The organism is Paraburkholderia hospita (assembly GCF_002902965.1).
Taxonomy (GTDB): Bacteria; Pseudomonadota; Gammaproteobacteria; order Burkholderiales; family Burkholderiaceae; genus Paraburkholderia; species Paraburkholderia hospita.
The window spans coordinates 411,725-425,294 of sequence record NZ_CP026105.1; the positions used below are offsets into that span (position 1 = coordinate 411,725).

At 62.9% G+C, this 13,570-nt stretch carries 11 protein-coding genes; 5 read left to right on the top strand and 6 right to left on the bottom strand.

Annotated features, from left to right (window positions below):
- Positions 1–24 precede the first annotated feature (24 nt).
- From lptC to kdsD, 3 genes are read right to left on the bottom strand one after another with little or no spacing between them, the layout of a single operon-like run.
- A complete protein-coding gene (gene lptC, locus C2L64_RS01830) occupies positions 25–621 on the bottom strand; it encodes an LPS export ABC transporter periplasmic protein LptC (RefSeq protein ID WP_090834978.1) in 597 nt (198 codons plus the stop codon).
- Positions 618–1,178: a KdsC family phosphatase gene (locus C2L64_RS01835; protein ID WP_007579706.1), complete on the bottom strand. Its 561-nt coding sequence runs from the start codon at positions 1,176–1,178 to the stop codon at positions 618–620. Before C2L64_RS01835 ends, lptC begins: the two co-directional genes overlap by 4 nt.
- Entirely contained in the window at positions 1,178–2,161 is a 984-nt protein-coding gene (kdsD, locus tag C2L64_RS01840) for an arabinose 5-phosphate isomerase KdsD (protein WP_090834979.1), read from the bottom strand. The genes C2L64_RS01835 and kdsD overlap by 1 nt, the downstream gene beginning before the upstream one ends.
- A gap of 148 nt (positions 2,162–2,309) precedes the next feature.
- On the opposite strand from kdsD, the gene C2L64_RS01845 reads away from it, so the two are divergent.
- The 5 genes from C2L64_RS01845 (at position 2,310) to purU (ending at position 7,460) form a co-directional block, all read left to right on the top strand.
- Positions 2,310–4,313 carry a monovalent cation:proton antiporter family protein gene (locus C2L64_RS01845; protein WP_090835050.1) on the top strand — a complete coding sequence of 668 codons (2,004 nt, stop codon included), beginning with the start codon at positions 2,310–2,312 and terminating at the stop codon, positions 4,311–4,313.
- Positions 4,314–4,434: 121 nt separating this feature from the next.
- Positions 4,435–5,001, top strand: a complete 567-nt coding sequence (locus tag C2L64_RS01850) for an adenine phosphoribosyltransferase (protein WP_007579709.1) — start codon at positions 4,435–4,437, stop codon at positions 4,999–5,001.
- Between the two features lie 36 nt (positions 5,002–5,037).
- On the top strand, positions 5,038–5,652 hold the full coding sequence (locus tag C2L64_RS01855; protein ID WP_007579710.1) for a LysE family translocator: 615 nt from the start codon (positions 5,038–5,040) through the stop codon (positions 5,650–5,652).
- 38 nt (positions 5,653–5,690) lie between these two features.
- On the top strand, positions 5,691–6,539 hold the full coding sequence (locus C2L64_RS01860; RefSeq protein ID WP_007743387.1) for an NUDIX hydrolase: 849 nt from the start codon (positions 5,691–5,693) through the stop codon (positions 6,537–6,539).
- A 57-nt stretch (positions 6,540–6,596) separates the two neighbouring features.
- Positions 6,597–7,460, top strand: coding sequence for a formyltetrahydrofolate deformylase (purU, locus tag C2L64_RS01865; RefSeq protein ID WP_007743389.1), 864 nt, complete (start codon positions 6,597–6,599; stop codon positions 7,458–7,460).
- A gap of 78 nt (positions 7,461–7,538) precedes the next feature.
- Here purU and C2L64_RS01870 read toward each other — a convergent pair whose 3' ends face one another.
- The 3 genes from C2L64_RS01870 to uvrA all read right to left on the bottom strand — a co-directional run bounded on the left by C2L64_RS01870 (position 7,539) and on the right by uvrA (position 13,326).
- The gene (locus C2L64_RS01870; RefSeq protein WP_079484257.1) at positions 7,539–8,777 is read right to left on the bottom strand and encodes a PepSY-associated TM helix domain-containing protein; all 1,239 of its coding nucleotides are present in this window, start codon (positions 8,775–8,777) and stop codon (positions 7,539–7,541) included.
- Positions 8,778–9,096: 319 nt separating this feature from the next.
- Positions 9,097–10,182, bottom strand: a complete 1,086-nt coding sequence (locus C2L64_RS01875; RefSeq protein ID WP_007579714.1) for an AI-2E family transporter — start codon at positions 10,180–10,182, stop codon at positions 9,097–9,099.
- A 21-nt stretch (positions 10,183–10,203) separates the two neighbouring features.
- Positions 10,204–13,326: an excinuclease ABC subunit UvrA gene (gene uvrA / locus C2L64_RS01880; protein ID WP_090834980.1), complete on the bottom strand. Its 3,123-nt coding sequence runs from the start codon at positions 13,324–13,326 to the stop codon at positions 10,204–10,206.
- Between the last annotated feature and the right edge of the window lie 244 nt (positions 13,327–13,570).

The following is a 13,570-nucleotide window of genomic DNA, read 5'->3' on the forward strand; positions in this document are numbered from 1 at the left end:
ACGCTGGAATTGGATTTACCCGGGTTACTTCTGGGAACTGCCGGAGTCGACGGGGGCGATGGCGCCACGCACGTTGCCGAATAGCTGGATGACCCGGGTGACATTGTTGTAGTTCATACCGCTGGCCGTCATGATCGACTGGCCGCGCTGAAGTTTAACCGGCTTTTCCGTCTCGATGACATCGTCGTTCACGAGCACGCGGAAATGCGAGGAATCGGCCTGCATTCTCGGGTCGCCGAAACCCGCGTCGCGCACGATGCGCGCGTTGTCGTACAGATCGACGATCGACGCGTCGCCGTTCACCGTGCCGCGGTCGCCCGTCGCTGTGACGACGGGTTTGGCCGGCTGGAACGCGCGAATCGCGGGCATGGTGAGGTCGCTCACTTCGTCGTCCTCGTAGTGGACGAGCTTCGACGCGGTGAGGCGGTATTGCGTCGCGCCCGACTGATCGAGTTCGGATATCGAAAAGTTGTCCGCGAAATAGTCCGGCGTGTGCTGTTTCGGCCTGACCACGCCTTCGTCCTGGCGCGGCAGCGTAGCCTGCAGCAGCCAGTACGTGATGCCGGCGAGCGCCGCCATCGCGACGAGCGGGATCAGCGAGGTCCAGCGAAACCGGTTCATCCGACGAGGCCTCGCTGCACCTCGCCGCTGCATGCGGCTGCGAGCAACGCGTCATAGCGGCCTTGCGCGCGCAACAGCGCGTCGCACACTTCGCGCACCGCGCCGTGGCCGCCGCGCGCTTCGCTGACCCAGTGCGCACGGGCGATCACTTCGGGATGCGAGTTTGCCGGTGCGGCCGCGAAGCCGACTTTCAGCATCACGGCGAGATCAACCCAGTCGTCGCCCATGTAGCCGCATTCTTCCGGCGTGCGGCCCGTTTCCTTCAGCAGTTGCTCAAATGCCGCGAGCTTGTGTTCGACGCCCTGATACACATGCGTGATGCGCAGATTCTCTGCGCGCTTCTCGACGATGCCCGACTTGCGCCCCGTGATGATTGCCGTGTCGATGCCTGCCTCGCGCAGCAGCTTGGCGCCGTGACCGTCCATCGAGTTGAACGCCTTCATCGTGTCGCCTTCGGCCGTAAACAGCAGGCTGCCGTCGGTGAGTACGCCATCGACGTCGAATATCATCAGCTTCACGCGGCTTGCGCGTTCGGCTGCGGTCAGGGCGGGAGCCATCAGATCACCTTCTTCGAAAACAGATCGTGCATGTTGAGCGCGCCGATCAACTTGCCTGCTTCATCGACGACCAGCATCTGATTGATCCGGTGGCGCTCCATCAGTTCCACGGCTTCGACAGCGAGGCGGTCGGGACCGATCGTGCGCGGGCCGTGTGTCATCACGGAATCGATCGATAGTGCGCGGAAATCGCCGTCGCGCTCGAGCACGCGGCGCAGGTCGCCATCGGTGAAGATGCCCGTGACTCGCTCGTTTTCGTCGACGATAGCCGTCATGCCCATGCGTTTGGCCGTAAGCTGGAACAGCGCGTCGCGCACGGTCGCGTCCGAAAGCACCTTAGGCACCTGGTCGCCCGTGCGCATCACATCGCGCACGTAGGTGAGCAGGCGCCGGCCGAGCGCGCCGCCCGGATGCGAGCGCGCGAAATCATCGGCACCGAAGCCGCGCGCTTCGAGCACGGCGACCGCGAGCGCGTCGCCGAGGGCGAGCGCGGCCGTGGTGCTGGCCGTCGGCGCGAGATTCATCGGACACGCTTCCTTTTCGACGCCGCAATATAGATGCACGTCGGCGATCCTGGCGAGGCTCGAACCAGGGCGGCCCGTCATCGCGATCATCTTCGCGCCGAGGCGCTTGACGAGTGGCAGGATCGCAACCAGTTCTTCCGATTCACCGGAATTCGACATACCGATGAATACATCGTCGGCCGTCACCATGCCGAGGTCGCCGTGGCTAGCTTCGGCGGGATGCACGAAAAACGCGGGCGTGCCCGTGCTCGCGAGCGTCGCTGCGAGCTTGCGCGCGATATGACCGGATTTGCCGATGCCGGAGACGACGACACGCCCACGGCAGCCGAGAATGAAGTCGATTGCTTCGAGGAACGCATCGTCGAGATGATCGCGAAGGGAGCGCACGGCGTCCGCTTCGATGTCCAGCACGTCGCGAGCGAGCGCAAGTGCCCGGTCGCCATTGATTTTCGCTATCATCCGGGGAGTATAGCAAAGGCGCTTGTTCGCCGCGCCGGGAGCGACCTTTCCGGACATTGCCTTCACGGGCCCCTGAACCTTGCTGCGCGGGCGTTTGCGCGTGGCTCCGCCGACGAACCAGGATGCTCTTTTCAATGCGCTTTTGCCGATGATTTCCCCGCTCGAAATGACGCTGTTCCTGCTGCTGGCTTCAGTTGTGGGCGTCGTCGTGTTCCGCTATCTGAACCTGCCGCCGATGCTCGGCTATCTGTCCGTCGGCATCGTGGTGGGGCCGCACGCGTTAGGCATCGTGCCGGATTCGGTCGGCGCGCAGAACCTCGCCGAATTCGGCGTCGTGTTCCTGATGTTCTCGATCGGGCTGGAGTTTTCGCTGGCGAAATTGCGCTCGATGCGCCGGCTCGTGTTCGGCCTCGGGCTGTTGCAGGTGCTCGGCACGATTGCCATCGCGGTCACGCTCGGCTTCGTGCTCGAACGCTGGGTGCATATCTCGTGGCAGGCGAGCGTTGCGCTGGGCGGCGCGCTCGCGATGTCGTCGACGGCGATTGTCAGCAAGATGCTCGCGGAGCGGCTCGAAATCGAAACCGAGCACGGCCGCAATATCTTCGGTGTGCTGCTGTTCCAGGATCTGGCCGTGGTGCCGCTGCTGATCATCATCGCGGCGCTCGGTGGCAATCCGGAAGAGCTGATGAAGTCGCTCGGCATCGCGTCGATCAAGATCGTGATCGCGTTGGCGCTGCTGTTAATCGTTGGCCAGAAGTTCATGACGCGCTGGTTCAACGTGGTCGCACGGCGGCGCTCGCAGGAACTGTTCATTCTGAACCTGCTGCTGGTGACGCTCGGCGCCGCGTTCATCACCGATAAATTCGGCCTGTCGCTCGCGCTCGGTGCGTTCATCGCGGGCATGCTGATCGCCGAGACGCCTTACCGGCATCAGGTGGAAGAGGACATCAAGCCGTTTCGCGACGTGCTGCTCGGTCTGTTCTTCGTGACGACGGGCATGCTGCTGAATCCGATGGTGATCTGGCAGCATCCGTTGATCGTGCTCGCGTTCCTGATCGGCCCGGTGCTGCTGAAAGCGGTGATGATCACGGGCCTCGCGCGTCTCTTCGGCGCGACGCCGGGCGTGGCGATGCGCACGGGTATCGGGCTCGCGCAGGCGGGCGAATTCGGTTTTGTGCTGCTCAACCTGATTCTCGACAAACATCTCGTCGACGCGACGCTGTTGCAGGCGATTCTCGCCGCGATGCTGCTGTCGATGCTCGCCGCACCGTTCATGATCCAGAACGCGGATCGTCTCGTGCTGCGCGTGTCGTCGACAGAATGGATGATGCAGTCGTTGCAGATGACGCGCATCGCGACGCAAAGCCTGAAGCAAAGCGGCCACGTGATCATCTGCGGTTACGGCCGCGCCGGGCAGAACCTCGCGCGCATGCTGGAGCACGAAGGCCTCTCGTATGTCGCACTCGACCTCGATCCAGACCGCGTCGCCGCTGCAGCAGCGGCGGGCGAGTCAGTCGTGTTCGGCGACGCCGGGCGGCGCGAGTCGCTGCTTGCGGCGGGTATCCATCGCGCGGCGACTGTTGCGATCACGTATGCGAACACGCCGTCCGCGCTGCGCGTGCTGCACAACATCCACGAACTCGAACCGACGCTGCCCGTGATCGTGCGCACCGTCGATGATTCCGACCTCGAAAAGCTGCTCGCCGCGGGCGCGACGGAAGTGATTCCGGAGATCGTCGAAGGCAGTCTGATGCTGGCGTCGCACACGCTCGTCGTGATGGGCGTGCCGATGCGGCGCGTCGTGCGGCGCGTCGAGGAACTGCGCGACGAGCGCTATAGTCTGTTGCGCGGCTACTTCCACGGCGCGGACGACGTCGAGGACGACGATGGTCACGAGCAGGTGCGGCTACAATCGGTGCCCGTCGACGAAAAGGCGGATGCTGTCGGGCGCACGCTCGAAGAACTCGGGCTTTTCGATCTTGGCGTCGACGTCACAGCGATTCGCCGGCACGGCATTCGCGGCGTCGAGCCCGATCCGTCGACCAAGCTGCGCGCGAGCGACATCGTCGTGCTGCGCGGCCTGCCCGAAGCGCTGTCCGAAGCTGAAGAACGTTTGTCGAAGCATCGGCGTGCGGGCGCGGCGGCGGCCTGACGCTTGCTGTCATTCTTCACCGTAGATCACGCTGCGCCGTTCCCACGCTAGACGAACGCGCGCGGCATTCATGCAATTCACTGGAAATATCAGGGTCTTGACGGACCCGTCTGGAGTCATCATGTCCAACGCGCCTGCGAATCAGCCTTTCGATCCGGCCGATTACATCAACAGCCAGATCCGCACGGTGTCCGACTGGCCGCAGCCCGGCGTGCAGTTCCGCGATATCACTCCGCTTCTGCAAAAGCCGAAGACGCTGCGCGTGCTGATCGATCTGTTCGTGCAGCGCTATATCGACCAGAAGCTCGACTATGTCGCGGGGCTCGATGCGCGCGGCTTCATCATCGGGCCGATTCTCGCGTACGAGCTGAACCTCGGTTTCATTCCGATCCGCAAGATCGGCAAGCTGCCGTACAAGACGGTGTCTGAATCGTACGAACTCGAATACGGCACGGCGACTGTCGAGATTCACGAGGACGCCTGCAAGCCTGGCGACCGCGTCGTGATCGTCGACGATCTGATCGCGACGGGCGGCACGATGATGGCGGGCAAGAAGCTGCTGGAGCGTCTCGGGGCGACGGTGATCGAAGGCGCGGCGATTGTCGATCTGCCCGATCTCGGCGGCTCGAAGCTGCTGCGTGAAGCGGGCCTGCCGCTTTTCACCGTCACGACGTTCGGTGGCCACTGATCCCTTTGCAGGTCCCTTGAACGGAGCTTAAGCGCGATGCCCAACTTCCTGCTGTTCCTCGCGACGTCGATAGCGATCACGTTCGCGCCCGGTCCCGACAATCTGCAGGTTCTCGCGCGTGGCATTTCGCAGGGACGCGCGGCAGGCTTCGTCGCGGCGCTCGGTTTCGCGGCCGGCATTTCGTTTCACACGACGCTCGCCGCGCTCGGCATCGCGGCCGTGCTGCGTTCGTCGCCCGTTGCGTTCGAGGTCCTCAAGCTCGCGGGCGCGGCGTATCTGATCTGGATCGGCATCAAGGCACTGCGCAGCAAAGGTCTCGCGACGGCGCACGAGCGTCCGCCGCAACCGCTCGCGTCGATCTTCCGTCAGAGCGTGATCGGCAACATGCTCAATCCGAAGGTGACGTTGTTCTTCGTCGTGTTCCTGCCGCAATTCGTCGATCCGCATGGCGCGCAGAGCGTCACGCTGCAGATGCTCGAACTGGGCGTGCTGTTCATGTTGCAAACGGTCGTTGTGTTCTCGCTGTTCGGCGTGTGCGCGGGCATGATCGGCGGATGGCTCAAGCGCCGGCCGCGCGCGGGCGTGTGGCTCGACCGGCTTGCGGGCGCGACGTTTATCGCAATCGGCATTCGCGTCGCGCTGCGCGACTGATTTTTCGCGCTTCACCCATCACGCTGTCTGGAGTTTTCATGTCTTTGCCTTGCATCGTCGACGCGCGCCGTTTCGATCCCGCCTTGCATGTTCCGTTTGTGATCCACGGCGAGCGTGTCGGCTGGGTTCGCGCGAGCGATGTGCCGCTGCTCCAGCGCTGGCCCGATGTGTTCGACATCGATGCGCAGCAGGTCGCGCTTTCGCCGCAATTCAGCACCGTCGATCTGCGCAGCGCGGCGCTTGGTTCGGTGATCGGCGCGCTTGCCGCCGAGGGCTGCATTCCCGGCTGGCGCGACGAAACCTATGCGATCCGCAATGCATTCGATGCGCCGCCGCTCGCTTATATCGAGCGTGCGGCATCGCGCTTTTTCGGCACGATGACGTACGCGGTGCATCTGAACGGCGTCGTAGAATATACGGGTCGCGCGCCGCAGCTGTGGATCGCGCGCCGCAGCGACACGAAGGCAACCGATCCCGGCATGCTCGACAACGTCGTCGCGGGCGGCATCGGCTGGGGCTTCAGCCTCGCCGAGACGATCGTCAAGGAGTGCTGGGAGGAAGCGGGCATTCCGGAAGAGATCGCCGCGCGCGCTGTCGCCGGACGCACCGCGCATGTGCTGCAATCGTTGCCCGAAGGCACGCAGGCCGAGCAGATTTTCATCTACGACCTCGCGTTGCCTGAAGACTTTGCGCCGCGCAATCAGGATGGCGAAGTCGGCGAACATCGGCTCGCGCGCATCGAAGATGTCGCGCAGGCGATCGAAGAAGGCGCGATGACAGTCGATGCAAGCCTCGCGACGCTCGATTGCCTGTTGCGCCGTCGCTGGATCGACGAAGATGCATGCGAAGGCATCGAAGCGCTATTCGCACCGCCCGTTCTCGCCTGACGACGCGACTTGACGTACACCACGAAACACGCACTGAAGAAGGGAGTCACCGAGGTCATGTCGACCGAACACAGCTTTATTCTCAAACTGTCGTGCGCCGATCGGCCCGGCATCGTTCACGCCGTGTCGGGTTTTCTGTTCGAGCGCGGCAGCAACATCCTCGACTCCGCGCAATTCGGCGACAGCCACACGGGTGAATTTTTCATGCGCGTCCACTTCCAGCAGGTGGGCGGCGATCCGGGTCTCGACGCGCTGCGCACTGCGTTCACGACGCTCGCCGAGCAGTTCGGCATGCGCTGGGAACTGCACGACGCGAACGAGAAGCCGCGCGTCGTGCTCATGGTGTCGAAGATCGGCCACTGTCTGAACGATCTGCTGTTCCGCTATCGCACGGGGCAACTGAACATCGAGATTCCGGCGATCATTTCGAATCACAAGGAGTTCTATCAGCTCGCCGCGAGCTACGACATTCCGTTCCATCACTTCCCGCTGACGTCGAAGGACGCGAAGGCGCAGCAGGAAGCACGCGTGCTCGAAGTGATCGACGAGTGCAAGGCGGATCTGGTCGTACTCGCGCGCTATATGCAGATTCTGTCGCCGGAACTGTGCGAACGGCTGGCCGGGCGCGCGATCAACATCCACCACTCGTTTCTGCCGAGCTTCAAGGGCGCGAAGCCGTATTACCAGGCGTTCGATCGCGGCGTGAAGCTGATCGGCGCGACCGCGCACTATGTGACGACGGATCTCGACGAAGGCCCGATCATCGAGCAGGAAGTGGAGCGCGTCGATCACAGCATGACGCCGGATCAATTGACGGCGATTGGCCGCGACGTCGAATGCGTGACGCTGGCGCGCGCGGTGAAGTGGCACGTCGAGCATCGTATCGTGCTGAACGGCAGCAAGACGGTCGTGTTCCGCTGATTCGTTTTGTTTTGCTCGAAACCGGCGCGTGTCGTGATCGGCAGCGCCGGTTTTTTATTTGGCGAAACGGGTGATGCGTTAGCGCGAAGCCGCGCTTTCCGTCTGCGTCTGAACGACGCGCGTCTTTGTCTTGCGTGCGCTCGACGCCTGGCGGCGCGCGTTCATCTTCTTCAGCCAGATCAAGAGGCCTGTTGCGCTCAGCACGGCGACCATCACGCCGACACAGCTGATCAGGATTCGCCCTCCGACGCCGAGAATGCGCCCCGAATGCAGCGGGAATTGCGCCTGCATGAAGAGGTCGCCTGCTGTTCCCTTGCCGGGAATTTGCGAGCCTAGCGGTTGGCCTGTTTGCGCGTTCCAGTACGTCCACGCGTTGCCGAGACCGCCGTCGCCGTGGTCGTCGCCGGCGCCGAAGTAGCCGATGCCGTACACATGAAACATCGGCGCGTAATAGATCGCGCCCGGCGGCGCTTCGATGTGCTTGTCAGCGCGTGCCTGGATCGCTTTGTTCAAAATCGCTTCGCGCGCGATCGGTGCTTCGTTCGGCTTCGCGTTGGGCAGCAACGACGGATCGGTGAACGGCGTCGGCGTGAGCGTCGAGAAGAACTTGACTACCGGCTGCACGACAGGCCCCGACAGATTCATCGACACCGACGTCACCGCCATCATCAGCAGCAATCCCCAGATCCAGACACCGCCCGAGCGGTGCAAGTCGAATGTGAGCGCGTAGCCACCGCGCCGCACACGAAACGCAAACGACTTCTTCCACGCCTTCACGCTCGGGAACGACAGCACGAGCGCGATCACGCTATCGAAGATCCACACGATCCCGACGATACCCATCAGCCACGTACCGATGTCGATGCCGCCCGTGAACGGCAGGAACAGCGTGTAGTGCAGCTTGTAGATGAACGGCATCAGATTCAGCCGCGCGACGGACAGCGCGCCCCATTCACGGCGGCTCTGGATTGCGCCTGTCGCGGGATCGACGGCGATCTGGTTGAAGTCGAGCGTGTACGGCTGGTTCGTTTTCGGGTCGACGCGCGGCAGCACCATCATCTGCAACGCGTGCCCCGGTTCGACGGATAGCGGCAGATAGGTCACCTGAAGGCGCGGATCACCCGCTTCGACGCGGCGCGCGAGTTCCAACGACGGCAGCGGCTGCGCGTCGCTGCGCGCATAGAAGAAGGTCGGATTGAGCATCGCGTCGAGTTCGTGATCCCACGCGATCAGCGCACCCGTCAGTCCCGCGACGAACAGAAACAGCGCGATGCCGATGCCGAACCAGCGATGCAGACGCACGAGCACGGGCCTCATGCGCAGCTCCCGTCGAAGGCGACGGCCGTGGACGGCGGAAAAATGGCGGACATGACGGCGTGATATCTTGCGAATAAGAACGATTCGCATCTTATGGGGCGAATGGGGATGTCGCAAGAGTTTCGTAAGGACGGACGTCTTTTATTTCCGTGCGACGCGACGCGACGCGACTTCCGGCGCGGTGCCATTAATGTAAATGTTGCGAGGGTGCGACAAATTGTCGCGCGCGGCTTTCCGGGCCGCTATCGTCGCCCACTTCTAATGAAAAAAGGCGGCCTCGCGGTCGCCCTTTGTGTTGGTGTGCACCCCGTTTGTCGCGTTACACGAGCCGCAGATAGATCAGTTCGCGCTTGATGTACGCATAGAAGATCGGCGCGGCGACCACGCCTGGAATACCGAACGCGGCTTCCATCACGAGCATCGCGATCAGCAGTTCCCACGCACGCGCCTCGATCTGCCCGCCGATGATGCGCGCGTTCAGGAAATACTCGAGCTTGTGGATCAGGATCAGGAAGATCAGCGCTGTCACAGCGGCCGGAAAGCTCACCGACAGCGCCACAGCCACGATCAGCGTATTCGAGATCAGATTGCCGATCACAGGCAGCAGGCCGACGATGAACGTGAGGATGACGAGCGTCTTCGCCATCGGCAGCGGCGCGTGAAAGAGCGGCAACAGCAGCAATAGGAAAATGCCCGTGAACACCGTGTTGATCGCCGAGATCTTCACCTGCGCGAACACGATGCGGCGGAACGCGTCGGCAAAACGGCTGACGCGCGTGATGAACGCCGTCGACAGCGGCAGCCGCTGTATATGCCTGGTCGCGCCGACCGCGATGATCGCGCCGATGATCATGCCGATCAGCACATGCGTGAAGATGCGCGCCGCGTTCTTGCCGCCTTGCGACAGCGTGCTCGCGTGCGTCTGCATCAGCACGGCGGCTTTTTCCTTCATCTGCTCGGTGGAAACGGGCAGGTTCTGCGCGACGAATTGAGGCAGACGGCCGCGGGCCTGATCGATCAGCGACATTGCCTGGTCGAGCAGCTTCTGCACGCTGGGCACGTCCTTCTCGAAGTGGTCGATGACGGCGACGGTGAAGCCCGTCAGCGCGCCGACTATCACCGCAGAGAGAATCACCACCGAGAGCCAGCGCGCGCGCCCGCTCGACATGTGTTTTTCGATGCGCGGCGCTAGCGTATGGACGAGCTGGAACACGAGCATGCCGGCGAGCAGCGCGCCCAGCAGCTTGAGTTCGAGCACCGCCCACATCGCGAGGAGCGCGACAATGTAGCTGCCGACTTCGACCGCCGACAGTTTCGGCAGGCTCATGTCGCTGGTCAGCCTGACCGGGCGAGGGCGCAGATCCTGCACCTGCCCGTCATCACGGGCCGGATTACGCTTGGCCATGGCTTTGTATAGTCTCCAACCTCAGGTTTTGACGCTCGGCTTGCCGGCCTTCGCCGGTGCCTTGCCCGTTGCTCTTGCTGTTCCTGCCGCTGGTTTCGCTGTCGATTTCGATGCCGGTTTCGGCGCATCTGCGGCAACGGCCTTTTTCGACCTTGCCGGTTTTACGGCCGGTTTCGCCGATTCTGCAGCGCCTTCGATGACAGTTGCCTCCGCTTCGTCGTCAGATTCTTCACTGTCCACCTGCTTCGCATAGTCCGCGCCTGCTGCCGCTTCGTCTGCCGCCTTGTCGCGCTGCAACAGCGGCGCGAGATACCGTCCGGTAAAACTTGCCTTCGACTTCGCAATCTGCTCCGGCGTGCCTTGCGCGATGATCTGACCGCCGCCGGCGCCGCCTTCGGGGCCGAGATCGATGACCCAGTCGGCAGTTTTTATCACATCGAGATTATGCTCGATGATGACCACGGTATTTCCTTGATCGCGCAACCGATGGATCACTTCGAGCAACAGCGCGATATCGTGGAAGTGCAAACCCGTGGTCGGCTCGTCGAGGATATACAGTGTGCGACCTGTGTCGCGCTTGCTCAGTTCCAGCGAAAGCTTCACGCGTTGCGCCTCGCCGCCCGACAGCGTGGTTGCCGACTGGCCGAGCCGGATATAGCCGAGGCCCACGTCCAGCAACGTTTTCAGCTTGCGCGCGATGACGGGCACCGCCTTGAAAAAGTCGTATGCGTGCTCGACCGTCATCTCCAGCACTTCGCTGATGTTCTTGCTCTTGTACTGGATATCGAGCGTTTCGCGGTTGTAGCGCTTGCCGTGACACACGTCGCACGGCACGTATACGTCCGGCAGGAAGTGCATTTCGACTTTCAGCACGCCGTCGCCCTGGCACGATTCGCAGCGGCCGCCCTTCACGTTGAACGAGAAGCGGCCCGGATCGTAGCCGCGTTCCTTCGCGGCGGGCACCCCCGCAAACAGCTCGCGGATCGGCGTGAAGAGGCCCGTGTACGTGGCGGGGTTCGAGCGCGGCGTGCGGCCGATCGGCGACTGGTCGACGTTGATGACCTTGTCGAAATGCTCGAGCCCTTCGATCGCCTCGAACGGCGACGGCTCCGCCGACGAACCGTACAGATGCTGCGCGACGGCGTGATACAGCGTGTCGTTGATCAGCGTCGACTTGCCCGAGCCCGACACGCCCGTCACGCAGGTCAGAAGACCGACGGGCAGATCGAGCGTCACGTGTCGCAGGTTGTTGCCGTATGCCTCGATGATGCGCAGATGGCGCTCGTCGGGCGCCTTGCGGTCATCGGGGAATTCGATGCGGCGCGCGCCCGCGAGATACTGGCCCGTCATCGACGCGGGGTCTGCCTGCACTTCGTCAGGTGTGCCTTCGGCGATCACCATGCCGCCGTGCTCGCCCGCGCCCGGCCCCATATCGACGACATAGTCGGCCATACGGATCATGTCTTCGTCGTGCTCGACGACGATCACCGAGTTGCCGAGGTCACGCAGGTGCTTGAGCGTCGAGATGAGGCGGTCGTTGTCGCGCTGATGCAGGCCGATGGACGGTTCGTCGAGCACGTACATCACGCCCGTCAGCCCCGAGCCGATCTGCGACGCGAGACGGATGCGCTGCGCCTCGCCGCCCGACAGCGTTTCGGCGCTGCGTTCCAGCGACAGGTAATCGAGCCCGACGTTATTCAGGAACATCAAACGCGCGACGATTTCCTTGACGACCTTGTCGGCGATTTCGCGCTTCGAGCCTTCGAGCCGCAGCGTCTGGAAATAGCCGAGTGTGTCGCGCAGCGGCCAGCCGCTGACCTCGAAGATGCCGCGCGCGTCGCCATCCGTGCCGATGCGCACGAAGCGGGCTTCGCGGCGCAAACGCGTGCCTTCGCACGACGGACACGCCTGGTTGTTCTGATACTTCGCCAGTTCTTCGCGCACCGCGACCGAGTCGGTCTCGCGATAACGCCGCTCCAGATTCGGAATGATCCCTTCGAACACATGCTCGCGCACGGACGTGCGGCCGCGCTCGTTGATGTACGAGAACGGCACCGTCTGCTTGCCCGAGCCATACAGCAGGATATGGCGTACCTTTTCCGGCAGATCTTCGAACGCGGTGTCGATATCGAATTCGAAGAACGCCGCAAGGCTTTGCAGCATCTGGAAGTAGAACTGGTTGCGCCGGTCCCAGCCCTTCACGGCGCCCGCCGCGAGCGACAGCGACGGATGCGCGACCACGCGCTTCGGATCGAAGAACGTGATCTGGCCGAGGCCGTCGCACTCCGGGCACGCGCCCATCGGATTGTTGAACGAAAAGAGGCGCGGCTCCAGTTCCTGCAGCGAGTACGAGCAGATCGGACACGCGAACTTCGAGCTGAACAGATGCTCTTTGTCCGTGTCCATTTCGAGCGCGATCGCGCGGCCGTCGGCGAGACGCAGCGCGGTTTCGAACGATTCGGCGAGACGCTGCTTCGCGTCGGCGCGCACCTTCAGACGGTCGACGACGACGTCGATCGTGTGCTTGTCGTTCTTTTTCAGCTGCGGCAGCGAGTCGACTTCATAAATTTTCGCTACGCCTTCGTTCGCCGTGCCGCCGCCCGAGCGCACGCGAAAACGGATGAAACCTTGCGCCTGCATGTCTTCGAACAGCTCGGTGTGCTCGCCCTTGCGGTTCGCGACCACGGGCGCGAGGATCATCAGCCTCGTGTCTTCGGGCAACGCGAGCGCGGCGTCCACCATCTGCGAGACGCTTTGCGCCTCCAGCGGAATTTCGTGGTCCGGGCAATACGGCGTGCCGACACGTGCGTAAAGAAGTCGCAGGTAGTCGTGGATTTCGGTGACCGTGCCGACCGTCGAGCGCGGGTTGTGCGACGTCGCTTTCTGCTCGATCGAAATGGCGGGCGACAGACCCTCGATCAGATCGACGTCCGGCTTTTCCATCAATTGCAGGAATTGCCGGGCGTACGCGGACAGGCTCTCCACATAGCGGCGCTGGCCTTCGGCGTAGAGCGTGTCGAAGGCGAGCGACGATTTGCCCGAGCCGGACAAGCCGGTAATCACGACCAGCTTGTGACGCGGCAAGTCGAGATTGACGTTCTTCAGGTTGTGGGTCCGAGCCCCACGGATACGGATTTGTTCCATGAACCGGCGGGAAGAGGAGAAGGCTAAACCTGCTACTATAACGACTTTTCCAGACCGCCGTTACGGCTTCCTGACAGTGCGCAAACGGCGTGCTGACAAAGACGAAAGCGTCGTTTTTTCGCGGTTCAGCGTTGCGGGGAATGGCTCGTAGGTAAGGGCGATTTCTGCCTTCTGCAAGGCACCAGGCACTCGTTGTAAGCTCGGTCAGCGTCGGAGGCTGCGCGTGCGTCGTGCATGCGGGCTA

Coding starts and splice junctions, on each gene's coding strand:
- lptC (WP_090834978.1), bottom strand. CDS start 621: ATGAACCGGTTTCGCTGGACCTCGCTGATCCCGCTCGTCGCGATGGCG.
- C2L64_RS01860 (WP_007743387.1), top strand. CDS start 5,691: ATGTCTTTGCCTTGCATCGTCGACGCGCGCCGTTTCGATCCCGCCTTG.
- C2L64_RS01875 (WP_007579714.1), bottom strand. CDS start 10,182: ATGGCCAAGCGTAATCCGGCCCGTGATGACGGGCAGGTGCAGGATCTG.
- C2L64_RS01845 (WP_090835050.1), top strand. CDS start 2,310: ATGATTTCCCCGCTCGAAATGACGCTGTTCCTGCTGCTGGCTTCAGTT.
- C2L64_RS01835 (WP_007579706.1), bottom strand. CDS start 1,178: ATGGCTCCCGCCCTGACCGCAGCCGAACGCGCAAGCCGCGTGAAGCTG.
- purU (WP_007743389.1), top strand. CDS start 6,597: ATGTCGACCGAACACAGCTTTATTCTCAAACTGTCGTGCGCCGATCGG.
- C2L64_RS01855 (WP_007579710.1), top strand. CDS start 5,038: ATGCCCAACTTCCTGCTGTTCCTCGCGACGTCGATAGCGATCACGTTC.
- kdsD (WP_090834979.1), bottom strand. CDS start 2,161: ATGATAGCGAAAATCAATGGCGACCGGGCACTTGCGCTCGCTCGCGAC.
- C2L64_RS01850 (WP_007579709.1), top strand. CDS start 4,435: ATGTCCAACGCGCCTGCGAATCAGCCTTTCGATCCGGCCGATTACATC.
- C2L64_RS01870 (WP_079484257.1), bottom strand. CDS start 8,777: ATGAGGCCCGTGCTCGTGCGTCTGCATCGCTGGTTCGGCATCGGCATC.
- uvrA (WP_090834980.1), bottom strand. CDS start 13,326: ATGGAACAAATCCGTATCCGTGGGGCTCGGACCCACAACCTGAAGAAC.